We start from the raw sequence: 12,164 nt of genomic DNA, 5'->3' as shown, positions 1-12,164 counted from the left end.
AGTATACCAAAAAAGAGGCTGGGACAAAAGTCTTAGCCTCTCAATTGTCTTTGGATTGTCGAGCAAAACGCAGTGGTTGAGTGGACTCTACTACGCTGATTTCATCAGCTTTTACAGCCCTACTCAACTGTGCGGAGGTGGGACGACGAAATCGAATTCTAACGAATTACCGATTTCTGTCCCACTCTCTATTGCTACAAGAGCTGGACTTAGTTGAGTTCTTTTGCAGCTGCAATAGCGGCTTCAAAGTCTGGCTCGCTGTTGATATTGTCTACGTATTCGACGTAGCGGATGGTATTATCGGCATCGAGAACAAAAACTGCGCGTGCAAGCAGATGCCATTCATTGATTAAGAGGGCGTAATCGCGTCCAAAGGAGTGGTCGAAGTAGTCTGAAAGCATGATGGCATTCTCAATTCCTTCAGCACCACACCAACGTTTTTGAGCGAAGGGGAGGTCCATAGATACCGTTAGGACAACAGTGTTGTCTAAGCTAGCCAATTCTTGGTTAAAGCGACGAGTCTGTAGCGAGCAGATGCCTGTATCGATAGAAGGGATGACACTCAAAATCTTTTTCTTGCCTTCAAAGTCAGCCAGTGTTTTTTTAGAGAGGTCAGTCGTTGTGAGAGAGAAATCAAGTGCTTTGTCTCCTACTTGTAGTTGTTTTCCTGTAAACGTAACAGGGTTTCCGAGGAATGTAGTCATAAGCTACTCCAATCTTTTTTCTTTCATTTTACATTAAACGTTCAGACTTTTCCAATAGTTTGACCGAAAATTGATTAGACAAAAAACGCCAATACAAGGAGAATAACGTTTTTTAAATGTTTATTTTGCCAATCCTTCAGCAATCTTTTCAAGGTTGTATTTCATCATGTTGTAGTAGCTGTCGCCTTCTTTACCTTCTTCAGCGATTGAGTCCGTAAAGATTTGAGCATAGATTGGGATGTTTGTGTCTTGTGAAACAGTCTTCATTGGACGATCATCGACACTGGATTCAACAAATAGTGATGGAACTTTCATTTGGCGAAGTTTTTCAACCAAAGTCTTGATTTGGTCAGGTGTTCCTTCTTCTTCAGTATTGATTTCCCAGATGTAAGCACTTGGGACACCGTAAGCTTTAGAGAAGTATTTGAAGCATCCTTCGCTGGTTACGATGAGTTTCTTGTCCGCATCAATAGCGTTAAATTTCTCTTTGGCTTCCTTGTCAAGCTTGTCTAGTTTTTCAGTGTATTCTTTGAGATTCTTTTCGTAGAATTCCTTGTTGCTAGGGTCTTTGGCGATGAGTTGCTTAGCAATATTTTGAGCATAGATGATCCCATTTTCAAGATTGAGCCAAGCGTGTGGGTCTTCTTTCCCTTTTTCATTTTCCCCTTCTAGGTAGATGACATCAACGCCTTCACTAACTGCAAAGTAGTCTTTGTTTTCAGTTTTCTTAGCATTCTCAACTAATTTTGTAAACCAGGCATTTCCACCTGTTTCAAGGTTGATACCGTTGTAAAAGATTAAGTCGGCTTGCGAAGTTTTCTTGACGTCTTCTGGTAGTGGCTCGTACTCGTGTGGATCTTGTCCTACAGGCACGATACTATGAAGATCAATCTTGTCTCCTGCGATATTTTTAGTAATATCAGCGATGATAGAGTTAGTTGCTACAACCTTTAGTTTTTGGTTTGTAGATGCTGTGTCTTTTTTTCCGCTAGCACAGGCAGCTAATCCAATGATAGCAAGAAAAAGAACAAGCAATGTACCTAATTTTTTCATTATATTCCTCCAGAGGGGCTCCCTCATTATTGTTTGATTTTTTTATTTTTCAGCTTCAGATAACGTTGTTTTGGTGCGATAAAGAAACTGATGAGAAAGAAACTTGCAGATGTCAGCACGATACTTGAACCTGCAGCCAGGTTAAAGCTATAACCGATAAAAAGTCCCAAGACAGAAGCTAGAGCTCCCAAGCCTGATGAAAGAAAAATCATGGTCTTTAGACTATTGGCGTAAAGATAAGCTGTCGCGGCTGGAGTAATCAGCATGGCTACGATAAGGATGGTTCCGACACTTTGCATAGCAGTCACTGACACCAAAGTCAAGAGTATCATGAGTAGATAGTGGTAGAAATTAACTGGCATGCCCATAGCTTTGGCTAGGAGTTCATCAAAGGATGTAATCAAGAGTTGCTTGAAGAAAATCCCGATAATCAATAGAATGAGAGCTCCCATACCGATGGTAATATACATGTCTATGTCTTGCACAGCTAAGATATTCCCAAAGAGAATATGGAAGAGGTCAGTCGAGCTTTTAGCCACACTAATCAAGATAATGCCCAGAGCCAATAAAGATGAAAAGGTAATCCCAATGGCAGTGTCACTCTTGATAATAGAGTTCCCCTTGATGTAGGTGATGATGACAGAGGCAAGCAGTCCAAAGATGATAGCACCAATAAAGAAGTCAATTCCTAAAATAAAAGAAAGAGCTACACCAGGTAAGACAGCGTGCGAGATAGCATCTCCCATAAGGGACATACCACGGAGAATGATAAAGCATCCGACCGCTCCAGCAACAATACCAATCACAACAGCTGTAATCAAGGCATTTTGGAGAAAGTGGAAGTTCTGCAATCCATCTATAAATTCTGCAATCATAGGTCACCTCCATTGAAAAAGAGTCGGTCACCATAAGCTTGTTTGAGATTGGCTTGGGTGAAGGTCTCCTTTGTTGGACCAAAGGCAATTAGCTCCTTGTTGAGAAGGAGTACCTGGTCAAAATAATGGGCAACCTTGCCGAGGTCATGGTGAACGATAAGGACAGTCTTGCCAGCTTTTTTAAGTTCTCTCAGCGTGTTCATGATGATCTCTTCACTGACAGAGTCAATCCCCACAAAGGGCTCGTCTAAGAGAATATAATCAGCATCTTGAACTAGACAACGGGCAATCAAGACACGCTGGAATTGGCCACCAGAGAGTTGACTAATCTGACGATCTGCGTAGTCAGAAAGTCCAACAATTTCTAGTGCTTCAGCCACCTTTTGCCAGTGGTTTGCTTTTAAAGTGTGAAAGAGTGGAATGGATGGATAGAGTCCCAGAGAGACACATTCTTTTACCTTGATAGGGAAGTTGTAGTCGATATGAATTTTTTGCTCGACATAGGCAACTTTCTTAAGAGATTTTTTCATTTCTTTATCTTCGATAAAAGCATGTCCTTCATGTGGGATAATGCCCAGCATACCTTTTAATAATGTTGATTTCCCGGCGCCGTTTGGACCAATAATTCCGGTAATCGTTGGTCCTTGGAGCACTAGTGAAATATCCTTAAGTGCCAACGTTTCTTTGTAGGAGACACTGAGGTTTTCGATACGTATCATACAATTGTATTCCTCCTAATTTTTAATATACCTTAATTTTATTTTTAAGTCAAGTTAATTTTGGTAAAAATTTAAAATATTAATGATGAAATCAAATAGGAGGAGACGGCATTTTTAATTGCATTCCCTAGGGATTTTTGCTAAGCTAAGAATAAGTGAAAATAGGAAAGCGAGAACAAGATGACACGTTATCAAGATGATTTTTATGATGCCATAAATGGTGAGTGGGAAAAGACTGCTGTTATTCCAGCAGATAAATCGAGAACAGGTGGTTTTATCGACCTTGACGAAGAAATTGAAGAGTTGATGCTAACGACGACAGACAAGTGGTTGGCAGGAGAAGATGTGCCAGAAGATGCCATCTTAGCAAATTTTGTCAAGTACCATAGTATGGTCAGAGATTTCGATAAGCGAGAAGCTGATGGAATTGAGCCAGTTCTTCCTTTATTGAAGGAATACCAGAATTTAGAAAGTTTTGCAGATTTCGCAAGTAAACTAGCAGCATTTGAATTAGCTGGTAAACCAAACTTCCTTCCATTTGGAGTATCACCAGACTTTATGGATGCTAGAACCAATGTTCTCTGGGCTAGTGCTCCAGGAACTATCTTGCCTGATACAACCTACTATGCGGAAGACCATCCTCAGCGTGAGGAATTATTGAACCTTTGGAAAGAAAGTACTTCTAATCTCCTCAAAGCCTATAACTTCTCAGATGAAGAAATCGAAGATCTGCTAGAGAAACGATTGGAATTGGATCGTCGCATCGCAGCTGTCGTCCTTTCAAACGAAGAGAGTTCAGAATACGCCAAACTTTACCATCCGTATTCTTATGAAGATTTCAAAAAGTTTGCGCCTGCCCTTCCATTGGATGACTTTTTCCAAGCGATTCTTGGTCAAGTTCCTGATAAGGTCATTGTAGATGAAGAACGTTTCTGGCAAGCAGCAGAGCAATTCTATAGTGAAGAAGCTTGGCCTTTACTCAAGGCAAGCTTGATCTTGAGTGTGGTCAATCTTTCAACTAGTTATTTGACAGATGAGATTCGTATCTTGTCAGGTGCCTACGGCCGAGCTCTTTCAGGAGTTCCAGAAGCTCAAGACAAACGCAAGGCAGCTTACCATTTAGCTCAAGGACCATTCAAACAAGCCCTGGGTCTTTGGTATGCCCACGAAAAATTCTCTCTAGAAGCCAAGGCAGACGTAGAGAAAAAAGTAGCGACCATGATTGATGTTTATAAGGAACGTTTGGCTAAAAATGACTGGCTGACTCCTGAAACTCGAGAAAAAGCCATCGTCAAACTCAATGTCATCAAGCCTTATATCGGTTATCCAGAAGAACTGCCAGCTCGCTATAAGGACAAGGTAGTGGATGAATCTGCTAGCCTCTTTGAGAATGCCCTAGCCTTTGCGCGTGTGGAAATCAAGCACAGTTGGAGCAAGTGGAATCAGCCGGTTGATTACAAGGAGTGGGGAATGCCTGCTCATATGGTCAATGCCTACTACAATCCACAAAAGAACTTGATTGTCTTCCCAGCTGCTATCTTACAGGCTCCATTCTATGACTTGCATCAGTCATCTTCTGCCAACTATGGTGGTATTGGTGCGGTTATTGCCCATGAAATTTCTCACGCCTTTGATACTAATGGAGCTTCCTTTGATGAAAATGGTAGCCTCAAGGACTGGTGGACAGAGAGCGATTATGCAGCCTTTAAAGAAAAAACACAGAAGGTTATCGACCAGTTTGATGGCCAAGAATCTTACGGTGCAAAAATCAATGGGAAATTAACTGTATCCGAAAACGTTGCCGACCTTGGAGGAATAGCTGCTGCCCTTGAAGCAGCTAAGAGAGAACCAGACTTTTCAGCTGAAGAATTCTTTAACAACTTTGCTCGTATCTGGCGTATGAAAGGCCGCCCAGAGTTGATGAAACTCATGGCTAGCGTTGATGTGCACGCCCCAGCTAAACTTCGTGTCAATGTCCAAGTGCCAAACTTTGATGACTTCTTTACAACCTATGATGTCAAAGAAGGTGACGGCATGTGGCGTTCACCAGAAGACCGTGTGATTATTTGGTAATCAAAAAACCAAGGATGATTGTCCTTGGTTTTTATGTTTTAGAAAAATGGATTGAAAGTTTTTTCGTGAGCGATGGTCGTAGCCGGACCATGTCCTGGATAGACATCGTAGTTTGGAAGGGTGAAGAGCTGGGTTTGGACACTATGAAGGAGTTGTTCCATACTACCAGTTGGCAAATCTGTTCGACCAATGGTTTCTCGAAAAAGGGCATCTCCCGTTAAGACCAAGTGTCCATCTGGGAAAACCAATGAAACTCCACCGATAGAGTGGCCTGGCGTTGGTAAGACCGTGAAGCGGAATTCTTCAATCTGGTATTCTTCATGAAAGACATAAGTGTGTTCAGCTGGTTTGCAGATGACATCTGCCATATCGTCATGTCGAGGGAGACCTGAAAGGTTGTCAACAGGAGTATAGAGCCAAGAAGCTTCACTTTCTGCCACATAGACTGGAGGATTTCCATAAGTATCTCTGACCAAGTCAAGACTCATAATATGGTCGTAGTGAGTGTGGGTCAGAAGAATGGCACAGACCGGTTTGTTGATGGTTTCGATAGTCTTGCGAATGGCCTCCCAGTTGCTACCAGGATCGACTACAATCAGGTGTTGCTCCCCTTCAAGATAATAAGTATTTTCATAGGCAACAGGATTCACAGTTTTATGGATTTTCATAGGATTTCCTCTTTCATAGATTTACATTTTCTAGTATAACACAGAAGAATAAAATAAGGAATCAACAAGAAAGTCCCTCCATAAAGGAAGGGACTTTTAACTTTTTAAAAATGATTTTTCCAGGCTTGGAAGCGTGCATCCAGTAGGAGTTGTGTCAGGTTTTTTAAGATTTCGACTTGCTCGGGCTCCAGTGTCTGGGCTTGAGAAACAAGTTGTCGAACATGGTCAATAGCATTTTTAGAAGACAGTTCATTAATAGAGCTAATTCCAGACTCTAGGATGGTACCAAAGAAGAGATCGAAGTAGAGCTCCAATTCCTCATCGGGCACACTGTCCACCCATTCCTTAAGAGTGTCTTTGATTTGGAGACTTTCGCTACTGATGGACTCTAGTTGGACAAAGTGGTGTCCTTCAGTTTGCCAGCTGAAAGTATTGTGTTGGGCGATACCGCCTAGGGCTAGACTTCGCACGACAATAGGAGTATCAGGCACTTCAAGCATCATTCCAATAACAGACCCCTGGGGTACATAACGGTGAATTTTAGGGATAATGTCTTGGTAGCCAGTGGTTTCAGTCAGATGAGCCTGCAAACCAGGGGCATCGTAGGTATAAATCGCAGATATCTTTTCCTGCAATTCAGGTTGGATTTGACTAGCAGCATAGATGGCTAGATTCCCACCTTTAGAATGTCCAGCAAGCATGACTTTTTGTTTTGGATGTTGGGTAAAGAAATCCTCTAGGTATTCAAGAGCGTGCCTTTGGGCAGGGATTTCCTTCATGTAAGTCATATGGAAATCTTCCTTCCAGCCAATAATACTGTCGTCTGTGCCACGAAAGACAATGAGATAAGTATCTAGGTTCAGACGATAGGTCATAGCAGCGAACTGCTTTTGAAGTTCTGTGTCGACCTCGTTGACAAAATTAGAAAGTTTGCTATTTTTAAAACGTTTGTGTTGGGATAACTGATCGAGGAGCTGAAGTCGTTCTTTATTGGTCAACATGGTACTTTCTCGAGGGACACGTGTTGCAACATCGCTTAAACGATTGACAGGCTGGTCCAATAGATTATCAAAAGAAAGATAGGTCAGCTCTGTCAAGGCAAGTATATCTAGTTCATTTAAGGGAATTCATAAAAAGAATCGTATTGAACGTCAGTTAGGTAGTCAAAAATATTGGCCATGAGAATTCCTTTCTTAACTTTTATCATATCAGATTTACATCAATTTCGCTAGTAGTGAGAAGAATTTTGCTATAATATAGAAAAAGGAGGAGCAGATGCACAAGATTTTACTAGTAGAAGATGATCCAGTTATTCGTCAGCAAGTTGGGAAAATGCTCTCCGAATGGGGTTTTGAAGTAGTTATGGTAGAAGACTTTATGGAAGTTCTGACACTATTTGTTCAATCTCAACCTCATCTGGTTCTCATGGATATCGGCTTGCCTCTCTTTAATGGTTATCACTGGTGCCAGGAGATTCGCAAGATTTCCAAAGTTCCTATTATGTTTCTGTCATCAAGAGACCAGGCTATGGACATCGTTATGGCTATTAATATGGGGGCAGATGATTTTGTGACCAAGCCTTTTGACCAGCAGGTACTGTTAGCTAAGGTACAGGGGTTGTTGCGTCGTTCCTATGAGTTTGGAAGGGATGAAAGTCTCCTAGAGTATGCTGGAGTTATTCTCAATACCAAGTCTATGGATGTGCATGTCAATGGAAAACCTATCAGTTTAACAAAGAATGAATTTCAGATTTTGCGGGTTTTATTTGAACATGCGGGAAATATCGTAGCGCGTGATGATTTGATGCGGGAACTCTGGAATAGCGACTTTTTTATCGACGACAATACCTTGTCTGTTAATGTCGCTCGTTTGCGTAAGAAATTGGAGGAAGAAGGTTTGATTGGTTTTATCGAAACTAAGAAAGGGATAGGGTACGGATTGAAACATGCTTGAACTTAAAAGTTTTTTTCTAGCTTATATCCGTTCGCGTAGCCGTTTTTTTGCTTTTATTCTGTTATTGACGGGTCTCATCTTTCTTTTTGATGTCCTATTTGTTAGTCAAGTGCCCTACTTTAACTATTTCTTCTTTCTATCTACATTTTTGACATTTTTGTTTTTGGTATATGATTTCTTGATAGAATTGCAACGTTATCGTAAGGAATTGCTCTATGGCGAAAGAAAAGCTAAGTCACCAATGGAAGTCCTTCTAACTGAAAAATTAGAGAAAAGTGAATCTGAACTCTATCAAAAGAAATCAGATGCTGAAAACCGCTATAATGATTTGGTGGACTACTATACTCTCTGGGTGCATCAGATAAAAACACCAATTGCAGCCAGTAAACTCCTTGTAAGTGAGGTGGCAGATCGCCAACTGAAACAACAGTTGGAGCAGGAAATTTTTAAGATTGATTCCTATACCAATCTCGTACTCCAATATCTACGCTTAGAAAGCTTCCATGATGATTTGGTGTTGAAGAAAGAAAATATAGAAGATTTGGTCAAGGAAGTCATTCGCAAATATGCCCTTTTCTTTATCCAGAAAGGTCTAAGTATTAATCTGCATGACTTAGACAGGAGCATTGTGACGGATAAAAAATGGCTGTTGGTAGTTATTGAACAAATCCTTTCAAATAGCCTCAAGTACACAAATGTAGGTGGAATTGAAATCTACATGGAAGGTCAGGAACTTTGCATTAAAGATACTGGGATTGGTATCAAAAATAGTGATCGGTTGCGAGTCTTTGAACGTGGATTTTCAGGATATAATGGTCGAATGACCCAGCAGTCATCTGGACTTGGGCTCTATCTAACCCAGAAAATCAGCCAAGAATTAGGACATCAAATTCAAATAGAATCCGAGCTTGGGCAAGGAACAACTGTGAGGATTAAGTTCTCTGAAGTGAATTTACTGATTGAATGAAAAGAATTGTGAAGAGCTTGGAAGAAACCTTTCAAGCTCTTCTTTAGACCTTGATATGGTGAGAAAAACGGCTTCAATTAGATAAAAAATGTAATCTTACAAAAATGTAAGATTAAAGGCCTCTTTTGTAAGGTTATGTTATGGCAAGCCATCTTTTTTTGGAGTAAACTTAGAGCATAAAGAAAAAGGAGAGAAACCATGAAAACAATTTTACAAAAGAAACAAACAAGTAAGCCGAGTCCAAAGGATATCGAGCGAGTTCAGCTTGGCATCGAAATGATGCAAGCTCAGTTTCAATTAATGGGATATTAAAAAGGAGAAGTTAAAATGACACTATTAGATGTAAAACACGTTCAAAAGATTTATAAAACTCGCTTTCAAGGCAACCAAGTAGAAGCCCTGAAAGATATTCACTTTACCGTTGAAAAAGGCGACTACGTCGCTATCATGGGTGAGTCTGGATCTGGTAAATCGACCCTACTCAATATTCTTGCTATGCTTGACAAGCCAACGCGTGGGCAGGTCTTCCTAAACGGAACTGATACAGCTACCATTAAAAATTCTGAAGCATCAAGCTTCCGTCGGGAAAAGTTAGGCTTTGTCTTCCAAGACTTCAATTTGTTAGATACGCTTTCTGTTAAAGACAATATCTTACTCCCTTTGGTATTGTCTAGAAAGCCTATTACAGAAATGATGAAAAAATTGGTTGTGACGGCCGAAAATCTTGGCATCAATCAATTGCAGGAGAAGTACCCTTATGAAATCTCTGGAGGGCAAAAACAACGGGTTGCAGTTGCACGGGCTATCATCACAGAACCAGAAATTCTTCTTGCGGACGAGCCAACAGGAGCCCTAGACTCTAAGTCATCTGCAGCACTACTAGATGTCTTCGATGAGATTAACGAGCGAGGGCAAACCATTCTCATGGTGACCCACTCAACAGCAGCTGCTAGCCGTGCAAAACGTGTTCTTTTCATCAAGGACGGCATTCTCTACAATCAAATCTACCGTGGTGAAAAGACTGAACGTCAGATGTTCCAAGAAATTTCTGATACCTTGACTGTTATGGCAAGTGAGGTGAACTAGTATGTTTCGACTAACCAATAAGTTGGCCATCTCCAACTTAATCAAAAACCGCAAACTCTATTACCCTTTTGCACTAGCAGTTCTCCTTGCAGTTACTATCAGCTATCTATTTTATTCATTAACTTTTAATCCTAAAATGGTAGAAATGCGGGGTGGATCTTCTATTCAATTTACCCTTCAACTAGGTCTGATCGTAGTGACACTTGCATCTGCCATTATCGTACTTTATGCCAATAGTTTTGTCATGAAAAATCGTTCCAAAGAACTGGGTATATATGGCATGTTGGGACTAGAAAAGCGTCATTTGATTAGCATGACCTTTAAGGAACTCTTGATATTTGGGCTTGTAACAGTCACTGCTGGGATTGGGATTGGTGCCCTCTTTGACAATCTGATTTTCGCTTTATTGCTCAAACTTTCAAAGATGAAAGTGGAGTTAGTAGCCACATTCCAATGGTCCGTAGTCCTTTCCATCCTTCTGGTATTTGGTCTTATCTTTTTAGTCATTGTCTTCCTAAATGCTATCCGCATTATCCGTATGGATGCTCTCCAACTATCTCGTGAGAAAGCAAAAGGTGAGAAGAAGGGCCGTTTCCTAGTGTTTCAGACAATCTTGGGACTACTCTCTTTAGGTAGTGGCTATTATCTAGCTCAAAGCGTAACAAATGCTCTATTAGCTATTTCTACCTTCTTTTTAGCTGTAATACTGGTCATTTTAGGAACCTATCTCTTGTTCAATGCTGGGATTACAGTTTTCTTGAAAATGCTCAAGAAAAACAAGAAATATTACTACAAACCTAACAATCTCATCTCTGTTTCTAACCTCATTTTCCGTATGAAGAAAAATGCGGTTGGTTTAGCGACTATCGCCATCCTTTCCACCATGGTTTTGGTCACCATGTCGGCAGCAACCAGTATCTACAATGGTTCTGAAAATATTAAAAAACTCCTGTATCCTCACGATATGTCAATTTCAGGACAAAATGTAGAAGTTGAGGATTTAGACCAACTTTTAACTCAGTATGCCAAGGAAAAGAACCTAACAATCAGCACTAAGGATGTTCTTAGCTATGCAAGTTTCGGCCTTTCTAGTCAAGATGGTACCAAATTAACCACTTTTGAAAAAGGTCAAAATAGTGTTATGCCTAAGACAGTTTTCCTAGTTTTTGATCAAAAAGACTATGAAAAAATGACTGGACAAAAGCTGAACCTTACGAATAATGAGGTGGGACTATTCGCTAAGAACGATGGCCTTAAAGGTCAAAAAGCATTCAGTCTTAACAATCATAACTATACGATCAAGCAAGAAATTCAGCAAGATTTTCTCAGAGACCATGTTGCTAACCAGTATGTACTTTTGATCTCAGATTATAACTACCTTGTTGTCTCAAATTTGCAGGACTTTTTAGATAAATACCAGGATTCTGCGATCTACACTCAGCTATATGGTGGAATGGATGTGACGGCAAGTAAAGAGGAACAACTCAAACTTGCAGATGATTTTGAAAACTACTCTGATAAATTCAGTCACAATCTCAAGAACGAGAATGGTATGGTTTACGGTGCAAACATTGCGAGTGAGTCAACTGTCGAAATGAACGCTCTCTTTGGTGGAGTCCTCTTTATCGGTATTTTTCTCTCTATCATCTTTATGGTAGGTACTGTACTCGTTATCTACTATAAACAAATTTCAGAAGGTTATGAAGACCGTGAACGCTTTGTCATCCTGCAAAAGGTTGGTTTGGATCAAAAACAAATCAAGCAAACCATTAATAAACAAGTCTTGACTGTTTTCTTCCTACCTCTGGCCTTTGCCTTTCTTCATCTGGCTTTTGCCTATCACATGTTGAGCCTGATTCTCAAGGTCGTTGGTGTTGTTGATTCATCCATGATGTTAAGTGTAACACTTTCTATTTGTGGTATCTTTGCTTTAGTCTATGTTCTAATCTTTATGATTACTTCAAGAAGTTATCGTAGAATTGTTCAAATGTAAAAACAGAAACATCAAAAAAGAGAGTGGGACAGAAATCGTTAATTCGTTAGAATTCGATTTCGTCGTCCCACCT

Annotated in this window: 10 protein-coding genes and 1 pseudogene; 5 read left to right on the top strand and 6 right to left on the bottom strand. The window is 40.4% G+C overall.

The window, feature by feature from the left end:
• Nucleotides 1–209 precede the first annotated feature (209 nt).
• The 4 genes from tpx to HMPREF2957_RS03790 form a co-directional block, all read right to left on the bottom strand.
• Nucleotides 210–704: a thiol peroxidase gene (gene tpx / locus HMPREF2957_RS03805; RefSeq protein ID WP_049495462.1), complete on the bottom strand. Its 495-nt coding sequence runs from the start codon at nucleotides 702–704 to the stop codon at nucleotides 210–212.
• A gap of 120 nt (nucleotides 705–824) precedes the next feature.
• The gene (locus tag HMPREF2957_RS03800; RefSeq protein WP_036754875.1) at nucleotides 825–1,757 is read right to left on the bottom strand and encodes a metal ABC transporter substrate-binding protein; all 933 of its coding nucleotides are present in this window, start codon (nucleotides 1,755–1,757) and stop codon (nucleotides 825–827) included.
• Between the two features lie 26 nt (nucleotides 1,758–1,783).
• Nucleotides 1,784–2,632, bottom strand: coding sequence for a metal ABC transporter permease (locus HMPREF2957_RS03795; RefSeq protein WP_004251242.1), 849 nt, complete (start codon nucleotides 2,630–2,632; stop codon nucleotides 1,784–1,786).
• Nucleotides 2,629–3,351: a metal ABC transporter ATP-binding protein gene (locus HMPREF2957_RS03790; RefSeq protein ID WP_006152594.1), complete on the bottom strand. Its 723-nt coding sequence runs from the start codon at nucleotides 3,349–3,351 to the stop codon at nucleotides 2,629–2,631. The genes HMPREF2957_RS03795 and HMPREF2957_RS03790 overlap by 4 nt, the downstream gene beginning before the upstream one ends.
• A 180-nt stretch (nucleotides 3,352–3,531) precedes the next feature.
• On the opposite strand from HMPREF2957_RS03790, the gene HMPREF2957_RS03785 reads away from it, so the two are divergent.
• Nucleotides 3,532–5,424 (top strand): M13 family metallopeptidase, encoded by a 1,893-nt coding sequence (locus tag HMPREF2957_RS03785; protein WP_070677617.1) that lies wholly within the window; start codon nucleotides 3,532–3,534, stop codon nucleotides 5,422–5,424.
• A gap of 38 nt (nucleotides 5,425–5,462) precedes the next feature.
• Here HMPREF2957_RS03785 and HMPREF2957_RS03780 read toward each other — a convergent pair whose 3' ends face one another.
• Entirely contained in the window at nucleotides 5,463–6,092 is a 630-nt protein-coding gene (locus tag HMPREF2957_RS03780) for an MBL fold metallo-hydrolase (RefSeq protein WP_070677615.1), read from the bottom strand.
• Nucleotides 6,093–6,196: 104 nt separating this feature from the next.
• Nucleotides 6,197–7,272 (bottom strand): annotated as a pseudogene (locus HMPREF2957_RS03775) (DUF2974 domain-containing protein).
• Between the two features lie 95 nt (nucleotides 7,273–7,367).
• On the opposite strand from HMPREF2957_RS03775, the gene HMPREF2957_RS03770 reads away from it, so the two are divergent.
• The 4 genes from HMPREF2957_RS03770 (at nucleotide 7,368) to HMPREF2957_RS03755 (ending at nucleotide 12,091) form a co-directional block, all read left to right on the top strand.
• Nucleotides 7,368–8,045, top strand: coding sequence for a response regulator transcription factor (locus tag HMPREF2957_RS03770; protein ID WP_004251237.1), 678 nt, complete (start codon nucleotides 7,368–7,370; stop codon nucleotides 8,043–8,045).
• The gene (locus HMPREF2957_RS03765) at nucleotides 8,038–9,012 is read left to right on the top strand and encodes a sensor histidine kinase (protein WP_070459780.1); all 975 of its coding nucleotides are present in this window, start codon (nucleotides 8,038–8,040) and stop codon (nucleotides 9,010–9,012) included. The genes HMPREF2957_RS03770 and HMPREF2957_RS03765 overlap by 8 nt, the downstream gene beginning before the upstream one ends.
• A gap of 327 nt (nucleotides 9,013–9,339) precedes the next feature.
• Nucleotides 9,340–10,098 (top strand): ABC transporter ATP-binding protein, encoded by a 759-nt coding sequence (locus tag HMPREF2957_RS03760; RefSeq protein WP_070677612.1) that lies wholly within the window; start codon nucleotides 9,340–9,342, stop codon nucleotides 10,096–10,098.
• 1 nt (nucleotide 10,099) lies between these two features.
• Nucleotides 10,100–12,091, top strand: a complete 1,992-nt coding sequence (locus tag HMPREF2957_RS03755; protein WP_070677611.1) for an ABC transporter permease — start codon at nucleotides 10,100–10,102, stop codon at nucleotides 12,089–12,091.
• The last annotated feature ends 73 nt before the right edge of the window (nucleotides 12,092–12,164 follow it).

Source organism: Streptococcus sp. HMSC062D07 (genome assembly GCF_001814215.1).
Classification (GTDB): Bacteria; Bacillota; Bacilli; order Lactobacillales; family Streptococcaceae; genus Streptococcus; species Streptococcus infantis_I.
Note: the sequence above shows the minus strand (reverse complement) of the source record. Positions and strands in the feature narration are given on the sequence as shown.